Below are 19,680 nucleotides of genomic sequence, written 5' to 3'. Positions count from 1 at the left end.
ATGATTGTCGTTACTGGTGCAGCAGGTTTTATTGGAAGTTGTCTTGTCGGCAAAATGAACACAAAAGGATTTGGCAATATCACTATTGTCGATGATTTTTCTGATCCTCAGAAAAACCTAAACCTAAAATCAAAACCTTATCGCCAACAAGTTCACCGTGATAAATTTATTATGTGGTTAAAAGATAATCACAGTTCGGTTGATCATATTTTCCATATCGGTGCACGTACGGATACAACAGAATTCAATGTGGAAATTTTTAACAAATTAAACCTGAATTACAGTAAAGATATTTGGAATGCTTGCACTGAGTATCAGATTCCTTTAACCTATGCATCATCGGCTGCTACATACGGAATGGGTGAATTTGGCTATATTGATGATCATGAAATGATAAAAAAGCTGAAACCTTTAAATCCATACGGCAAATCAAAAAATGAATTCGACAAATGGGTTTTACAACAGGAGAACACCCCTCCTTTCTGGGCCGGGTTTAAATTTTTTAATGTTTACGGGCCAAACGAATATCATAAGGATCGCATGGCCTCGGTTATTCTTCATGCTTATCGTCAAATTAAGGAAAATAAAAAAGTAAAATTATTCAGGTCGCACAATCCTGGATATAAAGATGGGATGCAATTGCGTGATTTTGTTTACATAAAAGATGTGCTCAATGTCTTATGCTTTTCGATGAAAGAACAAAAAGGTTCAGGAATTTATAATTTAGGAACCGGTATGGCCCGGTCGTTTTTTGATTTGGCGACCGCAACTTTCAAAGCATTAAATCTCGAGCCCGACATTAGTTTTATTGATACACCAATAGACATCAGAGATAAATACCAATATTTTACACAAGCCAATATCAAAAAATTGCGTGCTTCCGGATTTAATCAATCTTTCTATACCTTAGAAGCCGGAATCACAGAATATGTTCAAGGTTATCTTGCGCGAAACAGCTATTACTAAATTGGTTTATCTGAATTAAGTTTTCCCTTCAAATCCAAGAGATACCCTTTTATTTTTTCTAAAGATTTAACCACTTCAACATTCTTTGCAGTATCTTCCGGATTTTCTTTCAATTTATCTTTAGCTCCCTGAAGCGTAAATCCTCTTTCCTTAACCAAATGATAAATTACATGAAAATTATCGACATCGGTTGGGGTAAATAAACGGTTTCCCTTTTTATTTTTCTTTGGCTTGATAATCTCGAATTCTTTTTCCCAGAATCTTATTAAAGAAACATTGACATTAAACATCTTGGCCACTTCGCCAATGGTATAGTAAAGCTTTTCAACTTTTTGATATTTAGCAGGCAACATTTCTAGTTTGAAAAATTAACAATCTATGTTTAAGATAATACTTGATTATCACGTGAGGCAAGTTCAAGTATTCTTTCAAATTCTTCAGGAGTAAAATCATTATAGAAGAAGTTAACCGGATTAATTTTTATTCCGTCTTTTATCACTTCATAATGCACATGGGGTGCTTGCGATAAACCGGTACTTCCCACATAACCTATAATTTGACCACGTTTTACTTTATCCTTGCGTTTAACCGCAAATTCATACATGTGGCCAAATAAGGTCTGATAACCATATCCATGATCAATAATTACAGTGTTACCATAACTTCCTTGTCTACCGGTAAAATTAACTTCACCATCAGCTGTTGCATAGATAGGAGTACCTCTGGGTGCCGAAATATCGATCCCGGTGTGCATTCTTCGAAATTTAAGGATTGGGTGAAACCTCATCCCAAATCCGGAAATAATCTGACCCTTATTCTTATTTATTGGTTGAATCGCCGGAATGTGCAACATCATTTCTTCTTTGTTTTTTGCAAGATCGAATAATTCATCGAATGATTTTGACTGCACATATATCTGACTTGTAAGACGATCTAATTTCTTTGTCGTTTCAATTATAGTGCTTGAATTCCGATATCCGTCAAGCTTTGCATATCTGTCAACACCGCCAAATCCCGCCTTTCGAACTGAATTCGGAATAGGTTCAGCCTCTAATATTACCCTATAAATATTATCATCTCGATCTTGCATATCTTCTATCACGTCTGTCATTTGTGCAATACGATCATCCAGAATTTTATACTGTAACTTAAATTGCTCTATTTCTCTACTCTGAGCTCTTTCTTTTGGGGATTCAAAGAAATTATATGCCAGAACAATTACAATTACTGCAAATAAACCACCTGTGGCCATATAAGATAACAACTTAGTCGCCATACCTTTAGGTGTAAGTTTTACCCTTTCGTACGACAAGGTTTTCGGATTGTATTTATATTTGGCTTTGAACATTTTTCTGTTTAACGAGCAATCTCTTATTTTGTTAGAATAAAACAGGCAACTGTGCAAAATTAATTAAATAAACTAAATTTGCAATCTGTTAAAAGATAATAGTTAACAAGCAAATGTTAAAAAATGTTATAATAGGATGAACTCAAATCAGGTTAGACAGGCATTTTTAGATTTTTTTGAGCAAAAAAGTCATCAGATCGTTGAATCAGCACCGATGGTGATTAAAAATGATCCTACATTAATGTTTACCAATGCAGGGATGAACCAATTCAAGGATATTTTTCTAGGACATTCAGCCATAATAAATAAACGTATTGCGGATACCCAAAAATGTCTGCGTGTTTCCGGAAAACACAATGATCTGGAAGAAGTTGGACGCGACACCTATCATCATACTATGTTTGAGATGTTGGGTAATTGGTCGTTTGGAGATTATTTCAAAAAAGAAGCTATTGCCTGGGCCTGGGAACTACTGACAGAAGTATATAAAATACCTGCTGAAAATCTTTATATTACGGTTTTTGGAGGAGACGATAAAGATAAACTTACGCAAGACGATGAAGCCCTAAATTTTTGGAAGGAAATTGTTCCTGAGAATCGCATATTATTTGGATCAAAAAAAGATAATTTCTGGGAAATGGGCGACTCCGGACCTTGCGGACCTTGCTCTGAAATCCATATTGACATACGCAACAAGTCAGAAAAAGAAAAAATATCCGGCGATCAATTAGTTAATAAAGACCATCCCTTGGTGATAGAAATTTGGAATTTGGTATTTATCGAATTCAACCGTAAAGCTAATGGAGAGCTGGTTTCATTACCTGCCAAACATGTTGATACAGGAATGGGATTTGAAAGATTGAGTATGGTTTTACAGGGAGTTCAATCAAATTATGACACGGATATATTTCAACCCATTATTCAAGAAATCGCCCATTTATCAAATAAAAAATATGGGGCAAATCAAGAAGTTGATATAGCTATGAGGGTTATAGCCGATCATTTAAGAGCGGTAAGTTTTGCTATTTCAGATGGACAATTGCCATCGAATACTGGCGCAGGATATGTAATTCGAAGAATTCTCAGAAGAGGAATCAGGTATGGATATACCTTTTTAGGATTTGATGAACCATTTATTAATGATCTGGTTCCAATCCTGGTAAAACAAATGGGACATGTATTTCCAAATCTTGAGGCTCAGCAGGAATTAGTAAGAAAAGTTATTGCAGAAGAAGAACTTTCATTTTTAAGAACACTGGCTCAGGGAGTGAAGAGATTTGAACAATATTTACTAAACCATGAGAATAAAACCATTGATGGCAATTTCGCTTTTGAACTCTTTGACACATTTGGATTCCCCATTGATTTAACCCAACTCATGGCCACCGAGGAAGGATGGAAAGTTGATATGATCGGATTTGAAGAAAGGCTTCTTGAACAGAAAGACCGTTCAAGAAAAGCTGCAGCCGTAAATACTGATGACTGGATAATATTAAATGAACAAGAGAACGAAACAGAATTTTTAGGTTATACCGAACTTACTGCCGATGCGAGAATCATAAAATATCGAAAGGTTGAGGCAAAGAATAAAAAATATTTTGAAGTAGTATTAAACAGAACTCCATTTTATGCTGAATCAGGAGGGCAGGTAGGTGATAAAGGGCAATTTTATTTTAATGACAAAAATGTTGAAGTCTTTGATACCAAAAAGGACAATAACCTCACCATACATCTAACAAATGAATTCTTAATTCCGGATGATACAATTGTAAAAGCGGCTGTTGTTAAAGCCGATCGTCAACTAACGGCAAACAATCATAGTGCCACTCATTTAATGCATGCAGCACTTCGTCATGTTTTGGGAACACATGTTGAACAAAAAGGATCTTTAGTTGAACCTCAAAGATTAAGATTTGACTTCTCCCATTTCTCAAAATTAAGCGAGGAAGAATTATCAGGGATAGAAGAGATTGTTAATGCAAAAATAAGAGAAAATATTCCGATTGAAATTTTTAATGACTTACCTATTGCCGAAGCAAAAACAATGGGTGCCATGGCATTATTTGGCGAAAAATATGGCGACAATGTCCGCGTAATCCGCTTTGATAAAAATTTCTCAACCGAATTATGTGGAGGAATTCACGTAGCCAATACCGGTCAAATTGGTTTGTTTAAAATAATATCAGAAGGGGCAATTGCCGCAGGTGTCAGAAGAATTGAAGCAATAACAGCAAATGTGGCCTTAGCCTACTATCAGGAAAAAGAAAAAACACTCGATAACATCAGTGCATTACTCAAGCATCCTAAGGATCTGTTCAAGGCCATCCAGAAACTAATTGAACAGAATCAACAATTATTGAAACAGGTTGAAAGTTTTAATAAAGGCAAAGCGGCTTTAATATTAGAAGAACTCAAAAAAGGGGCAATTGAAATATCCGGAATAAATCTTATCTCAAAGAAGGTTGATCTTGATATGGAAAGCATTCGGGATCTGTCTTTTTCATTGAATAAAGAAATCGACAGAATGGTATTATTATTAGCAAGTGAAAATAATGGGAAAGCAAACCTTAGTTTGATGATCTCGGAAAAACTTATCACAGAGAAAGGACTTGACGCCTCAAAAATGATTAGGGAAATTGCTAAGGAAATTAAAGGTGGTGGAGGTGGACAGTCTCATCTGGCTACTGCGGGGGGTTCTGATATAAATGGGATTGACAAAGCACTAGCTAAAATAACATCTCTCTTATAACCAATTATATAGGAAGTCATTTCTTGTATCAATTCTTTTAGTGTTCACTCTGTTAACTATTTATGTTGATAAAATTTGCATTATATTGCAATAAAGATATAGGTTTAGACTTTTTTTTTTATAAATTTACTTGTACATAACAATAATTTCTCTCATAGATTATTGTCATCTCATTAAACGTCAAAAACGAATCAAATGAAGAAAACACTGATCATTCTTTTCATCATCATATTTCCTTTTGCTTCGCTAATATCACAGCCTGCGGCTGGTACTGAAATTAATTTTTCCGTAATCAGCGGCGTTCAATCAATCCTTGATAACGTTATTGGATGGTCATTGCAAGACAATGGCAAATGGACCAGTTTAAAAAACAAAATCCCTTATGCTGATTTCAAAACCAATAAAAGACCTACACCAAGAGAAAAATTAGGAAGTGAAAACTTTGAGCAGATACAATTAAAAAAAGTATTGATCGACAAAAAACAATATAATGTACTCATACTGATATACGATGATGGAGATTATGAATTTCCGATCCTTCAAGAAGGATGGCGCTCATTCAAGTCAGTTGAGTTTTTCGTTTTTAAAGCTGAAAACCTGATTAAAGTATTACCACGAGATGTTCCATTTAATAATGCTTACGCTGTAGACATGGGAGTTTTTTGTGCAGATAGGATCCATGATTACGATCCTGACATTCTTGATAACAGAATTGTTGCCAGAATACAAGCTACTCAAAATCAAACAAGTTATAATGCGGCAAATCTTATTTTTGCCGTAAAACCTATCCAGGAAAAGGGAAAAGAAGTTGTGCATTTTAAAATAATCAGATCTTTCTCAAAACAATCACTTAATGCATGGTATCTTGATCCAAATAATGCTCCGAATTTGTTTGATGTATCCTATTATGAAGCGAAGTATTACCAGTTTAAGCAATTTATAAGAGATTCTGAAGTTTATAATATCGAAACAAAAACTACCAATGCTAAAGATTATAATAGTTTTTATAGTTGGGGGTTTTTAAAATATCAGGCAGGTAATTATGATGAAGCCATTGTAGATTTCGACAAAGCTATTGAATCAGAGTCTGACACTGCCTTTTCGATGATTTATTCGTATCGGGGAATAGCTAAAACAAAATTAGGTGATTTTGGAAGCGCGATTGAAGACTTTGATAAAGCCATCGATTTACAACCAACAAATATAATGCACTATTCAAATTGGGTTAAAAATTATTATAATCGAGGAGTAGCTCGGTTTTATATTAATGATTTAACCGGAGCATGTACTGATTGGGAAAAAGCTTTCGATTTAGGATTTGGAGCCGCTCTTGAAAGTCTTGGGAAATATTGTAAATAATTATTATGGAAAAAAGATTGATTAAAATATTATTTCTGAGTGGATTATTCATTAGTATCTTCCTTTGCCCTGTTTCTACAAAAGGACAGTCTTATATTGAAGACAATAATCATTTTTTTAATAATCTAAATCTGAATGTGAACGTCGGACCAACTCTATTCTATGGCGATGTTCATTCGAAGTCTCCTTTCCAAGAAGATTGGAAGATGGGATTTGGACTTGGTTTCAGGAAACAGTTTTCTCCAATTTTCAGTGTAGGGCTTCAATTTTTAAGCACAAAGATTCATGGAACAGTTATTAATTGGCCTAATGGAGATCCTGCAAATCTCAAATTTGATGCTGATCTTACAGAATTTAATCTATATACAACTTTTAATTTCAGTAATGCTTTATTCGGGTTTAGACCCGATCGTGCAATAAACGTCTATGCATTAGCTGGCTTTGGAATTACAAACTGGATGACTACTTTAAGAAATACTACAGACGATAGTGTGATTGAACAATATGGGGTATCTCCAGACGGAGGTAATGCATGGACACCTTCAACTGTATTTCCTGTTGGATTGGGCGTTAACATTACCTTAAGCCCTAATATTGGCCTAAATCTAGAATCGGTTTATCACATAACAAATTCAGATAACTTAGATGCCTATACTGAAGGTAATGGTGCAAATGATCCTTTTTTATATACTTCATTAGGATTGTCATTTAAACTTTTCGGATCAAATCGTAATTTTTCTTCAGGATCCTCATCTAATGCCAGCAATTTTGAAAAGGATTTAGAGAAACAACGTAAGTATCAACAAAGAGTTATTGATAAAGAACAAAATAGACAGCAAAGGGAAGAAGCAGATCAAGCTCGAAAAAAACAAATTGATTCTAATAAAAAAGGCTGGGGAAGAAGAAGTGTATCCGCCAACTTACCAAAAGTTGCTGAATATGACCCCCAAAATAGTTTTAGGGATCAAAAAACCACTAATGCTAAGGATATAAATTCAAACATTAGAGAAGAAGTTCCTCCTCCAAGCGAAATTATTACCATCGATGAAGGTAAACATTTTATAACAGGTGTTAAAAAACCGAATCTAATGGCGGGTGGCGTGAATCAAGGTATTGTAGCTGAAAATGTTAATTCAAATACGCTGAGTACTGAAATAATTCAAATTCCACAAACCGGTATTTTTTATACAGTGCAAATCATGGCTTCACAAAAGCCTGCTACCAATATTCCAGATTTACGCGTGAAGTATTATATAAGTAAACAAATTTTTGTTTCAACTCAAAATGGAGTTTATCGTTATTCGGCTGGTTATTTTGAACTATACGACGATGCTGTGGCTTATAGCAAGCAACTAAAGGGAAATGGACTCGCTGATGCATTCGTTGCCATTTATCAAAATGGAAACCGCATACTTTATCGTCCCAAATAAAGCTTATTTCAAAAAAAAATTATAAAACGCAATCATATTTAATAGCATGATTGAGTTTTATTTTTGGATAAATAATCCACATTTAATAGTTCATATTTAAAATATACTACCCTTAAACTGTTATTAAATTAGCTTATTTTTATTCAATATAGGGAAATAAAAACTTGAGTTATCAGATTATATAAGTCGATATTGTTGAGTTAAAAATTATTTATATCATAAATATTATAATTTCAGTAAATAAGAGTTCCTAGAATTGGTTTATTTAAATTTCAGTGGTTGGGCGATAAATAGTAATTTTGAACGTTTAAGATAAAACAGCTTTTATAGTGATCTGCACTGAAGGTTTTTTTCACATGAAATTGATAGGTGTAGTTTAATTTTAAAAATAAATGAATACAAGATATATATTTTATCTAATATGCTTTTTTATTTTTGTAATTAGCACCAAAGTTTCTTCCCAAGAAAGTTTGCCTGATTGGAAAAATCCTCAAATTTTTGAGTTAAATAAGCTTGAACCAAGGGCTCATTTTTTCCCATACGAATCACAAGAATTAGCAGTCGCCAATAATAAATCAGCTTCAAAATGGTTTAAATCGCTCAATGGAAATTGGAAATTTAAATGGTCGGAAAACCCAAGCCAAAGGCCATCTGAATTTTACAAGCCCTATTTTGATTTTAGTTCCTGGCAAAATATTGTGGTACCGGAAAGTTGGAAACTCCAAGGATTCAGATCCTTAAATGGTCCACCTGAGAATATAGCGAATCAAGATTCTACTTATATTCCTGAAGATCATTATCCGCTTGGCTCTTATCTAAAAACATTCGTTTTACCAAATGATTGGCTTAATAGGAGGATTTATATCTATTTTGGATCTGTCCGTTCGGCATTTTATATTTGGTTAAATGGCGAAAAAGTTGGATACAGTCAAGGGTCAAAGCTTCCTGCTGAATTTGAGATCACAAAGTATCTAAAAGCCGGAGAAAATATTATTGCTTTGGAGGTTTACCAATGGAGCGATGGGTCATTACTTGAGGATCGGGATTTATGGCAATATAGTGGGATTGATCGTGAAGTTTATATTTATGCCAGACCAAATCTTCAAATTCAGGATTTTTTTGCTACAGCTGATTTTACCGACAATTATAAAGATGGGGTTTTAAATATTGAAATTGACGCTAATAATTTGAATTATCGCAAGGAAACATTGAATTTGGAAATTTACTTGCAAAGAGGACGCAAATTTTATTCAAAAAAACACAAATTCATGCTTGAAGGTAAGCGGAAATTGGATTATCAATTTCTGGTTCCTGAAGCTACCCATTGGTCTGCCGAAAATCCTGCTCTTTTTTCATTAATTATTAATTTGAAAGATGCCCTCGGAAACATTCAGGAAAGTATTTCAACATATATCGGATTTAGAAAAATTGAAATTAAAAATGGTCAGCTTAACCTAAATGGAAAAGCTATTTACTTAAAAGGAATTAACCGCCATGAACACAATCCTGATTATAACAACAGCCGCGAATCCATGCTAAAAGATATTGAATTATTAAAGAAGGCAAATATCAATGCCGTTCGAAATAGTGATTATCCCAATGATCCGCTCTGGTATGAATTGTGCGATGAGTATGGTTTATATGTGATTGACGAGGCCAATATTGAATTGGATGAGTTGATCATCGATCCTTCGAATGCGACGAATCAAAAACTTAAGAAGGCACATTTAGACAGAACTATCCGAATGGTTGAACGTGATAAAAATTTTACAAGTATAATTATCTGGTCGCTTGTTAATAAAGCCGGAGGAGCAAACAATTTTTTAAATAATTTTTCATGGATTAAACTCAGGGATAAATCACGGCCTGTTCAAAATGAGCAACTTGGCAAGAATTCATTCGCTGATATTGCAGCACCTATCAATCCTTCCATTGATGAGATCATTAAACATGCAACAGAAAACCCAAGTCAACCACTGATCATTTCTGAATACATTAACTCAACTGAGAACAAAATTGAACAGATGAGAAATTACTGGACGGCTATTAATAAACACAAAACACTACAAGGAGGGTTTATTGAGAGTTGGGAAGATAATAATACAGGAATCGTATATGGTAATCGAAGTTTAAAACCGGCTTATGCAGAAGTTAAAAAAGGTTATCAGAATATAGAAATTCTGGGATTTGACCCAAGAACGGGCCAAATAAGGCTTAAGAACAATTATTCGTTTACTGATTTAAGTGATTTTCTAATTTCATGGAACATAAAATCGGAAGGTAAAATTATTTTATATGGAAATATAGCCAAAGAATCAATTCCGGCACAATCCAGTAAATTGATCAGATTAGAAATGTCATCGCTAAAGTTAAAACCAGGACAGGAATATATCCTGAACGTCACCCTTAGTACACGCGAAAAAAGTGGATTAATCCCATCAGGTTTTGAAATGGTTCAGGTACAATTAAATTTTCCGAATTAGATTTTCCACAAAATATAACGCTAATAAGTTTAGATTGATTTAAAAATAAGAGCACGATTCACTTTTCGAATCGTGCTCTTTTAATTAAGTTTACGGCTTTAATTAAGCCTTATTCGCATATTTAAAATCTTTTCCAAGATATCTTGCCTGATCACCAAGCAACTCTTCGATACGTAGCAATTGATTGTATTTCGCGATACGGTCGGAACGACTTGCTGATCCTGTTTTAATTTGTCCTGTATTTAAAGCCACAGCAAGGTCGGCAATCGTTGTATCTTCAGTTTCACCTGAACGATGACTTATAACGGCTGTATACCCATTTTTATGAGCCATATTCACCGCATCGATTGTTTCTGTAAGAGTCCCAATTTGATTGACTTTAATTAAAATTGAATTGGCCGTACCCGAATCAATCCCTTGTTTTAAACGATTTGTATTTGTAACAAACAAATCGTCGCCTACCAATTGGATTTTCTTTCCTAGTTTTTCGGTCATCAGTTTCCATCCGGCCCAATCATCTTCAGCCATCCCATCTTCAATCGAAATAATTGGATACTTTTCTACCCAACTACTCCAAAAATCAACCATTTGAGCTGGTGTTAATTTTTCACCGGTCGACCATTTTAAGTGATACACATTTTCTTCAGGAATAAAATATTCTGACGAAGCAGGGTCCAGTGCCAGGTAAATATCCTTTCCTGCTACATAACCAGCATTTTTTATTGCCTCTAAGATCACAGTAACCGCTTCTTCATTCGATTTAAGATTTGGTGCAAATCCACCCTCATCACCAACATTGGTTGAATATCCGGCCTTTTTCAAAACAGCTTTGAGGTTATGGAATACTTCGGTACCCATCCGCAAAGCATCACTAAATGAAGCAGCCCCAACCGGCATAATCATAAATTCCTGAAAATCGATGCTATTGTCGGCATGCGATCCGCCGTTCAGAATATTCATCATTGGAATTGGCAAAGTGTTGGCATTTACCCCCCCAACATATCTGTATAAATACTGACTGGTTTCCTGTGCGGCAGCATGAGCTACAGCGAGTGAAACGCCCAAAATGGCATTAGCTCCAAGGTGACTCTTGTTTGGAGTTCCATCAAGCTCTATCATGCGTTTATCAATCTCATTTTGATCGGTAACATAATAACCCTGAAGTTCGTCATTGATTGTTGTATTTACATTTTGGATGGCTTGTAAAACGCCTTTCCCCATATAAACACCTTTGTCGTTATCACGCAGCTCAACGGCCTCATGTATTCCTGTTGAAGCCCCAGATGGAACTGCAGCACGGCCAATAACACCTGAATCGGTATAAACATCAACTTCGACTGTTGGATTTCCTCTGGAATCCAAAATCTGTCTTGCGATAATCTTAATAATTTGACTCATAATTTTGATTAGAAATAAGATCAAAATTAGCCAATTAAATGGTATAAAAAAAGGATAAAGCAAGATACTTTATCCTTTTAATATTATCTAAAATCGTAATTATTTTTGCTCTTCTTCTGCTGATTCCTCAGCTTCTTCAGCCTTAGGTTCTTCAATGGTATCCTCGGCCGGTGTTTCTGCAATTTCTTGAGAAACTGAAACTTCTTCCTTAACCTCTTTAACAGTATCTACAACTTCTGCTTCAACAACATTAGCTGCCGCTAAACTTGGAGTTGCTGATTTCTTTCCACCTCTTCTTCTTGTTGAAGCTTTAGCTTTTGGAGCTTTTTCAACTAACAAGTTTTCATTATAGTCAACTAATTCGATGTAGCACATTTCTGCATTATCACCAAGTCGGTTGCCTGTTTTAAGAATTCGGGTATATCCGCCCGGTCGATCAGCAATTTTTACTGCAACTTCCCTGAACAATTCAGTTACCGCTTCTTTACTTTGTAAATAGCTAAATACAGTTCTTCTAGAATGAGTTGAATCGTCCTTTGATTTTGTGATTAAAGGTTCAACATAACCCCTAAGTGCCTTAGCCTTTGCCAGAGTTGTCCTGATTCGTTTGTGCATGATTAAAGAAGCAGCCATATTGGCCAACATTGCTTTTCTATGCGCACTCTTTCTGCTTAAGTGGTTGAATTTCTTTCCGTGTCTCATTTCTATTATTCCTTATCTAATTTATATTTTGCTGTATTCATCCCAAATTCGAGATTTTTAACTTTTACAAGTTCTTCAAGCTCAGTCAAAGATTTTTTGCCAAAATTCCTGAATTTTAAGAGGTCATTTTTGTTAAATGAAACCAAATCGCCCAAGGTATCAACGTCGGCAGCTTTCAAACAATTCAGTGCGCGAACTGATAGATCTAAATCAACAAGTTTGGTTTTTAATAACTGACGGATATGCAATGAATTTTCATCAAATTCTTCAGTTACTGTTTTCTCTTCTGTATCTAAAGTGATTTTCTCATCGGAGAATAACATGAAATGATGAATAAGTATTTTGGCAGCTTCTTTTAATGCTTCTTTAGGATGAATTGATCCATCTGTGGTAAGCTCCAAAATAAGCTTTTCATAGTCGGTTTTCTGTTCAACCCTAAAATCTTCAACTCTGTAATTTACGTTAACAATTGGTGTGTGAATCGAATCAATAAAAATAGTATCGATTGGTGTGTTCACCTTTTTGTTTTCGTCGGCAGGAATATAACCACGTCCTTTTTCAATTGTTAAATTAATTGAAACTTTAATAGAAGGATCCATATGGCAAATTTCTACTTCAGGGTTTAATACCTGAAAAACAGATAAAAATTTGTTAATGTCACCAGCTTTAAACGAGTCCTGATCACCGATAACAACATGAACCTCTTCGGAGGTTTCAGTTTCGATTTGGCGTTTAAAACGTATTTTTTTTAAATTGAGGATGATTTCAGAAACATCTTCCACAACACCTTTCACCGTTGAAAATTCCTGAACAACGCCTTCAATTTTGATAGAAGTGATTGCATAACCTTCAAGGGAAGACAGCAATATCCTTCTTAATGCATTACCAATTGTTATACCGAAGCCCGGTTCCAGAGGACGGAATTCAAAGATTCCTTTGAATTCATCAGCTTCGATCATGATTACCTTATCAGGTTTTTGAAATGCTAGAATCGACATATTTTTGTTTTATTTGTTGTCAAATAATTAATAAAATCAAGCTATTATTTAGAGTATAACTCCACGATTAGTTGTTCTTTGATATTCTCAGGAATATCTTCACGAGCCGGATAATTCATAAATTTCCCGGTCATTTTTGCATCGTCCCATTCTAACCATGAATAAGGATTAGAGCGGCCGGTTAATGAATTGGTAATTGCTTCAAGTGTTTTAGATCTCTCACGAACACCTATCAAATCACCTTCTTTCACCAAGTATGAAGGAATATTAACAATTGCCCCATTCACTGTGATATGACGATGAGATACCAATTGACGCGCACCACTCCTGGTTGGAGCAACGCCCAAGCGATATACAACATTGTCTAATCTTGATTCGATTAATTGAAGTAAAACTTCACCAGTAATACCTGCTTTGCTGCTGGCTTTTTCAAAAGTATTGCGGAATTGACGCTCCATAATACCGTATGTATATTTAGCTTTTTGTTTTTCCTGAAGCTGAATTCCATACTCGGATTGTTTTTTACGGCGTTTTGAGTTACCGTGTTGTCCAGGAGGATAGTTTTTCTTCTCGAATGCTCTATCTGGTCCGTATATTGGATCTTTGAATTTACGTGCAATTCTTGATTTTGGGCCTGTATATCTTGCCATGTTTTACAAATTTACTTTTGTGTTATAAAAATCTTCTGTTGAAATAAACCTAAAATTATACCCTACGTCTTTTAGGGGGTCGACAGCCATTATGTGGCAATGGGGTTACGTCCATAATTTCAGTTACTTCAATTCCCTGTCCATGTAATGTTCGGATTGCAGATTCACGACCTGCACCAGGACCTTTTACATACACTTTTACTTTTCTGAGGCCTTGGTCAAACGCAACTTTAGCGCAATCTTCAGCTGCCATTTGGGCTGCGTAAGGTGTATTTTTCTTCGAACCTCTAAACCCCATCTTGCCTGAAGAAGCCCAGGAAATTACTTGTCCTGAATTGTTGGTTAGAGAAATAATAATATTATTAAAAGATGCCTGAATGAAAGCTTTTCCGATTGGCTCAACTTTAACGACCCTTTTTTTAGTATTTCTGGTACTTTTTGCCATAATGTTATAATGTTTCGATCTTTCTTGTCAAAAAACTAGCTATTAACCTTTAACTGCCTTTTTCTTGTTTGCAACAGTTTTTTTCCTTCCTTTACGAGTTCGCGCATTGTTTTTGGTGCCTTGTCCACGCAATGGCAAACCTAAACGATGCCTGATTCCACGGTACGAACCAATGTCCCTGAGCCGCTTAATATTGGTTTGAATTTCAGAGCGAAGACCGCCTTCAACTTTATACCTTTCGCCTATGATGGTACGGATGCTGTTTTGTTCATCATCTGTCCAATCTTCAACTTTTTTACTCCAGTCAATTCCTGCTTCGGTAAGTATGTGTTGTGCAAGGCTTCTACCTATGCCAAAGATATAGGTTAAACCTATTTCGCCTCTTTTGTTTTTTGGTAAATCGATACCCGCTATTCTAGCCATATATCAAATAATTGTAATTAATTTAAATTTAATGTCTTTATTATCCTTGACGTTGTTTATACTTTGGATTTTTTTTGTTAATCACATATAATCTTCCTTTTCTACGAACGATTTTACATTCGGGAGATCTCTTCTTAATCGATGCTCGAACTTTCATTTTATTTCAATTAAATGTTTTATTAATCCAATATGCTTTATTTCTCTTGTTATATTATTTATATCTAAATGTAATTCTTCCTTTGGTTAAATCGTACGGTGACATTTCAAGCTTAACCTTATCGCCCGGTAATATTTTAATATAATGCATCCGCATTTTACCAGAGATATGAGCTGTGATGATGTGCCCGTTTTCGAGTTCAACCCTAAACATTGCATTGCCTAAGGACTCTATTACAGTACCATCTTGTTCAATAGATGTTTGTTTCGCCATAATTCTATTTAATATTTAAAACTTCTTCTATAAATTCAAATGTAGAAAGGATTTCAGCTTTTCCCTTTCTAATGGCAACATCATGCTCAAAATGAGCTGAAGGCATCCGATCTAACGTTCTGATCGTCCAACCATCTTTTTCCTGAACTACATCCTTTACGCCGAGATTAATCATGGGCTCGATTGCTAATACCATTCCTTCTTTAAGTTTTATCCCCACCCCTTTTTTCCCGTAATTGGGAACTTCAGGTTTTTCATGCAAATTTCGTCCTAAACCATGTCCAACCAGATCTCTTACCACTGAATATCCGAATTGTTCAGTATAATTTTGGATTTCAAATCCAATATCCCCAATTCGTTTACCAACTATTGCAACTTCAATTCCTTTATAAAGTGATTCTTTGGTTCGTTTAAGCAAAAGTTTGATTTCTTCTTTTACTTCTCCTACCTCGAAAGTGTAGGCCGAATCACCATAAAATCCATTTAAAATTGTTCCGCAGTCAATTGATACGATATCTCCATCCTTAAGTTTCCTTTTCCCCGGGATACCATGAACTACATTTTCATTCACTGATATACACAAGGTATTGGGAAATCCACCGTATCCTTTGAATCCTGGTAATGCACCATGATCGCGAATAAATTCTTCGGCAATTTTGTCCAGCTTTCGGGTTTCGATTCCGGGCTTGATGTGCCTGGCAACCTCTGCTAAAGTTTTTCCAACAAGTAAAGAACTTTCTCTTATTAATTCAATTTCTTCGTTATTCTTATATTGTATCATACAATATTTCTTAGCCCATAATGCCTGCGGTTCTGCCTTTAATCCTGCCTGATTTGGTCAAACCATCGTAATGACGCATTAATAAATGGCTTTCAACTTGCTGTAATGTATCCAATACAACACCTACTAAAATTAATAGTGAAGTACCACCATAAAACATTGCAAATGCCTGGCTTACTCCCATCAATCCTACCAAGGTAGGCAATAAAGTTACCATGGCTAAAAATATAGAACCGGGTAAGGTAATTCTCGACATCACATTATCAATAAACTCAGCAGTTTTTCTTCCTGGTTTTACTCCGGGGATAAATCCACCGTTTTTCTTCATATCCTCTGCCATTTGATTTGGATTAACAGTAATAGCAGTATAGAAATATGTAAAAAGCATGATCATTATAAACTGTACCAAATTATACCAGAACCCATTCACATTTGTAAAAGCCTGAGCAAAACCACTAAGCGAATCCGAATTTGCAAATCCGGCCAGTGTTAAAGGCAAAAACATAATAGCCTGTGCAAAAATGATAGGCATAACACCCGCAGCATTTACCTTTAAAGGGATATACTGACGAACTCCACCGTATTGTTTATTTCCAACTATCCGTTTTGCATATTGCACCGGAATTTTCCGGGTTCCCTGCACCAATAAAATGGTTAATAATATTACGAAAACAAGCACTGCTATTTCAACAACAAAGAATACAAGGCCTCCACCTTTTTCTTCCATTTTTGAAAAGAATTCACCAGCTAATGCAAATGGCAATCTGGCTATAATTCCGATCATAATAATTAATGAAATACCGTTTCCGATTCCTTTATCTGTAATTTTTTCACCAAGCCACATTACGAACATAGTACCTGATATCAGTATCACTACGGTCGAAATCCAGAAAAAGGTAGTGGGTGATGTGATGTTTGGATTGAATGGTGAAATCGCTTCAGGCGGCAAGTTTGATATCATGTTTGCGATATACGCAGGAGCCTGAAAACCAGTTATTAACACAGTTAAATATCGAGTAATCTGATTAATCTTTCTTCTTCCACTCTCACCTTCTTTTTGAAGTTTTTGAAAATAAGGAATTGCCATTCCCAACAATTGAATAACAATCGATGCGGAAATATAAGGCATGATTCCTAAAGCAAAGATTGACGCATTAGAAAAGGCACCCCCTGAAAACATATTCAGTAATCCTAAGATTCCACCTTCAGTTTGGTTTTGCAGATTCGCCAACATATCAGGATCGACACCGGGAATAACGACTTTAGAACCTAAACGGTATATCAATAATATTCCGAGGGTATATAAAATTCGTTTTCTAAGATCTTCAATCTTATAAATATTTCTAATTGTCTGGATTAATCTTTTCATTTAATCTTAAATTTTTGTTGCAACACCACCTTGAGCTTCGATCGCTTTAATAGCTGATTCCGAAAATGCATGAACTCTAACTTCTAATTTGGCTTTTAATTCGCCACGACCTAAAATCTTAATCAGCTCGTTTTTTGAAGCCAATCCATTTTCAATTAAAACATTTAAATCAATAATTTTAATATTTTTTGTCTCGGCTAATTGTTGTAAAGTATCGATATTGACACCGTGGTATTCCTTCCGGTTAACGTTCTTAAATCCAGATTTAGGAACTCGTCGATACAAAGGCATTTGACCGCCTTCAAAACCAAATTTACGGCTATAGCCAGATCTTGATTGGGCACCTTTATGACCTCTTGTAGCTGTTCCGCCTCTGCCTGATCCTTGCCCTCTTCCGATTCTTTTCCTGTTCTTGGTCGAACCTTCTGCCGGTTTTAAATTACTTAAATCCATCGTATATCAAATTATTTTTTCTAAAATTAAACTTCTTCCACTTTAACCAGATGATCAACTTTTGCAATCATTCCCAGAATTTGCGGGGTTCCAACTACTTCAATTGTATGATGCATTCTTTTCAAGCCTAATGCCTGGAGCGTAAGCTTTTGGCGTTCTGTCCGTCCAATGCCGCTTTTAACTTGTTCTATTCTTAATTTTTTCATCATTACAGGTTTTTATCCGTTGAAAACTGTACTTAAACTAACACCTCTCATTTGTGCAACTGTTTTAGGGTCCCTCAGTTTAACCAAAGCGTCAATGGTAGCCTTAACAACACTGTGTGGGTTTGACGATCCTTTTGATTTTGCTAAAACATCGGTTACTCCGACACTTTCCAGAACAGCACGCATAGCACCACCTGCGATAACACCGGCTCCGGGAGCAGCTGGTTTCAAGAATACATAAGCACCACTATATTTACCATATTGTTCGTGAGGTAAAGTACCTTTTAAAATCGGAACTTTAACTAAATTTTTCTTGGCATCATCTATTCCTTTTGCAATGGCAGCAGTTACCTCTTTTGCTTTTCCCAAACCATAGCCTACTACACCGTTTTCATTTCCAACAACAACAATTGCCGAGAAACTGAATGTACGACCACCTTTGGTAACTTTAGTAACCCTTTGAATACTAACCAGTCTGTCTTTGTATTCAATTTCGCTAGTCTTTACTCTATTTTCGTTTAAATTTGCCATAACTTTTAAAATTTAAGACCTCCTTCTCTAGCACCGTCAGCTAAAGATTTAACTCTACCATGATACAAATAACCGTTTCTGTCAAAAACAACTGACTCAACTCCAACTTCTTTTGCTTTTTCTGCAAGAAGGCTACCAACCAATTTGGCTTGTTCGATTTTGGTAATCTTTGCTTCTGCAATGCCTTTGCTGGTTGATGATGCAGCGGCTAAAGTAACTCCATCAGAATCGTTAATCAATTGGGCGTAAATTCCCTTATTACTTCTAAAAATAGTAAGTCTTGGTCTTTCAAGAGTTCCAACAATGGATCTTCTAACTCCAAGTTTTATCCTCAATCTTCTGAATTTTCTTTTATCTTTTATTGCCATTCTATTAAGAATTTAAAATTCTTGTTTTTAATTATGAAGTAGCTGCTTTACCAGCTTTACGTCTAATTTCCTCACCTTGGTAACGAATACCTTTTCCTTTATATGGTTCAGGTTTACGAAGTGAACGTATTTTAGCTGCAACCTGACCGATCAACTGTTTATCATGAGAGAATAAAATGATTTGTGGGCTTTTTCCTCTTTCAACTAGAGTTTCAACTTTCACTTCGGGAGGTAATTCCATCACAATATTGTGCGAATAACCTACTGATATTTCAAGTATTTGACCAGTTGCAGTAGCTTTATAACCAACTCCAACTAATTCTTGTACGATTTTATAACCTTCAGACACTCCATGAATCATATTTGAAATTAAAGATCGGTATAAACCGTGTTTTGAACGATCTGGGATACTATCAGAAGCCCTACCTACTTTAATTGAACCGTCCTCAATTTTTACATTGATGGCTGGGTTAACGGCCTGCTTGAGTTCTCCAAGCTTGCCTTTTACCGTAACCACATTTTCGTCGCTGACGGTAACCTGAACTCCTACAGGAATGTTGATGGGTAATTTTCCTATTCTTGACATTGATT

At 35.4% G+C, this 19,680-nt stretch carries 22 protein-coding genes; 5 read left to right on the top strand and 17 right to left on the bottom strand.

The window, feature by feature from the left end; translation table 11 throughout:
- Positions 1–966, top strand: coding sequence for an ADP-glyceromanno-heptose 6-epimerase (gene rfaD / locus KKG99_04365; GenBank protein ID MBU1012215.1), 966 nt, complete (start codon positions 1–3; stop codon positions 964–966).
- Here the strand turns inward: rfaD and KKG99_04360 are convergent.
- Both KKG99_04360 and KKG99_04355 read right to left on the bottom strand, forming a co-directional pair.
- Positions 963–1,319, bottom strand: a complete 357-nt coding sequence (locus KKG99_04360) for a MerR family transcriptional regulator (GenBank protein ID MBU1012214.1) — start codon at positions 1,317–1,319, stop codon at positions 963–965. The two genes, rfaD and KKG99_04360, sit on opposite strands and share 4 nt — an antisense overlap.
- 29 nt (positions 1,320–1,348) lie before the next feature.
- Positions 1,349–2,314: a M23 family metallopeptidase gene (locus tag KKG99_04355; protein MBU1012213.1), complete on the bottom strand. Its 966-nt coding sequence runs from the start codon at positions 2,312–2,314 to the stop codon at positions 1,349–1,351.
- 136 nt (positions 2,315–2,450) lie between these two features.
- Between KKG99_04355 and alaS the strand changes: the two genes are divergently transcribed.
- From alaS to KKG99_04335, 4 genes are all read left to right on the top strand, one after another.
- Complete coding sequence (alaS, locus tag KKG99_04350) at positions 2,451–5,063, top strand: alanine--tRNA ligase (GenBank protein MBU1012212.1); 2,613 nt, start codon at positions 2,451–2,453, stop codon at positions 5,061–5,063.
- Between the two features lie 195 nt (positions 5,064–5,258).
- Positions 5,259–6,422 (top strand): hypothetical protein, encoded by a 1,164-nt coding sequence (locus tag KKG99_04345; protein ID MBU1012211.1) that lies wholly within the window; start codon positions 5,259–5,261, stop codon positions 6,420–6,422.
- Between the two features lie 5 nt (positions 6,423–6,427).
- Positions 6,428–7,852: a hypothetical protein gene (locus KKG99_04340; GenBank protein ID MBU1012210.1), complete on the top strand. Its 1,425-nt coding sequence runs from the start codon at positions 6,428–6,430 to the stop codon at positions 7,850–7,852.
- A 392-nt stretch (positions 7,853–8,244) separates the two neighbouring features.
- Positions 8,245–10,335, top strand: a complete 2,091-nt coding sequence (locus tag KKG99_04335) for a DUF4981 domain-containing protein (GenBank protein ID MBU1012209.1) — start codon at positions 8,245–8,247, stop codon at positions 10,333–10,335.
- Between the two features lie 102 nt (positions 10,336–10,437).
- Here the strand turns inward: KKG99_04335 and eno are convergent, their stop codons facing one another.
- The 15 genes from eno to rplF form a co-directional block, all read right to left on the bottom strand.
- Entirely contained in the window at positions 10,438–11,733 is a 1,296-nt protein-coding gene (gene eno / locus KKG99_04330) for a phosphopyruvate hydratase (GenBank protein MBU1012208.1), read from the bottom strand.
- Positions 11,734–11,832: 99 nt separating this feature from the next.
- Positions 11,833–12,435, bottom strand: coding sequence for a 50S ribosomal protein L17 (gene rplQ / locus KKG99_04325; GenBank protein MBU1012207.1), 603 nt, complete (start codon positions 12,433–12,435; stop codon positions 11,833–11,835).
- A 5-nt stretch (positions 12,436–12,440) separates the two neighbouring features.
- On the bottom strand, positions 12,441–13,433 hold the full coding sequence (locus tag KKG99_04320; protein ID MBU1012206.1) for a DNA-directed RNA polymerase subunit alpha: 993 nt from the start codon (positions 13,431–13,433) through the stop codon (positions 12,441–12,443).
- 44 nt (positions 13,434–13,477) lie between these two features.
- Complete coding sequence (gene rpsD / locus KKG99_04315) at positions 13,478–14,083, bottom strand: 30S ribosomal protein S4 (protein MBU1012205.1); 606 nt, start codon at positions 14,081–14,083, stop codon at positions 13,478–13,480.
- Positions 14,084–14,138: 55 nt separating this feature from the next.
- Entirely contained in the window at positions 14,139–14,528 is a 390-nt protein-coding gene (rpsK, locus tag KKG99_04310; GenBank protein ID MBU1012204.1) for a 30S ribosomal protein S11, read from the bottom strand.
- Between the two features lie 42 nt (positions 14,529–14,570).
- Positions 14,571–14,951, bottom strand: coding sequence for a 30S ribosomal protein S13 (gene rpsM / locus KKG99_04305; GenBank protein MBU1012203.1), 381 nt, complete (start codon positions 14,949–14,951; stop codon positions 14,571–14,573).
- 40 nt (positions 14,952–14,991) lie between these two features.
- Positions 14,992–15,108 carry a type B 50S ribosomal protein L36 gene (gene ykgO / locus KKG99_04300; protein ID MBU1012202.1) on the bottom strand — a complete coding sequence of 39 codons (117 nt, stop codon included), beginning with the start codon at positions 15,106–15,108 and terminating at the stop codon, positions 14,992–14,994.
- A 54-nt stretch (positions 15,109–15,162) separates the two neighbouring features.
- Positions 15,163–15,381: a translation initiation factor IF-1 gene (infA, locus tag KKG99_04295; protein ID MBU1012201.1), complete on the bottom strand. Its 219-nt coding sequence runs from the start codon at positions 15,379–15,381 to the stop codon at positions 15,163–15,165.
- Positions 15,382–15,385: 4 nt separating this feature from the next.
- Positions 15,386–16,162: a type I methionyl aminopeptidase gene (map, locus tag KKG99_04290; GenBank protein MBU1012200.1), complete on the bottom strand. Its 777-nt coding sequence runs from the start codon at positions 16,160–16,162 to the stop codon at positions 15,386–15,388.
- A 10-nt stretch (positions 16,163–16,172) separates the two neighbouring features.
- Complete coding sequence (secY, locus tag KKG99_04285) at positions 16,173–17,531, bottom strand: preprotein translocase subunit SecY (protein ID MBU1012199.1); 1,359 nt, start codon at positions 17,529–17,531, stop codon at positions 16,173–16,175.
- A gap of 6 nt (positions 17,532–17,537) precedes the next feature.
- Entirely contained in the window at positions 17,538–17,984 is a 447-nt protein-coding gene (rplO, locus tag KKG99_04280; protein MBU1012198.1) for a 50S ribosomal protein L15, read from the bottom strand.
- 26 nt (positions 17,985–18,010) lie between these two features.
- Positions 18,011–18,193, bottom strand: coding sequence for a 50S ribosomal protein L30 (rpmD, locus tag KKG99_04275; GenBank protein ID MBU1012197.1), 183 nt, complete (start codon positions 18,191–18,193; stop codon positions 18,011–18,013).
- 9 nt (positions 18,194–18,202) lie between these two features.
- The gene (gene rpsE / locus KKG99_04270; protein MBU1012196.1) at positions 18,203–18,721 is read right to left on the bottom strand and encodes a 30S ribosomal protein S5; all 519 of its coding nucleotides are present in this window, start codon (positions 18,719–18,721) and stop codon (positions 18,203–18,205) included.
- 5 nt (positions 18,722–18,726) lie between these two features.
- On the bottom strand, positions 18,727–19,089 hold the full coding sequence (gene rplR / locus KKG99_04265; GenBank protein ID MBU1012195.1) for a 50S ribosomal protein L18: 363 nt from the start codon (positions 19,087–19,089) through the stop codon (positions 18,727–18,729).
- A gap of 31 nt (positions 19,090–19,120) precedes the next feature.
- Positions 19,121–19,675 (bottom strand): 50S ribosomal protein L6, encoded by a 555-nt coding sequence (gene rplF, locus KKG99_04260; protein MBU1012194.1) that lies wholly within the window; start codon positions 19,673–19,675, stop codon positions 19,121–19,123.
- Positions 19,676–19,680: the final 5 nt, after the last annotated feature.

It is taken from the genome of Bacteroidota bacterium (assembly GCA_018816945.1).
Classification (GTDB): Bacteria; Bacteroidota; Bacteroidia; order Bacteroidales.
Note: the sequence above shows the minus strand (reverse complement) of the source record. Positions and strands in the feature narration are given on the sequence as shown.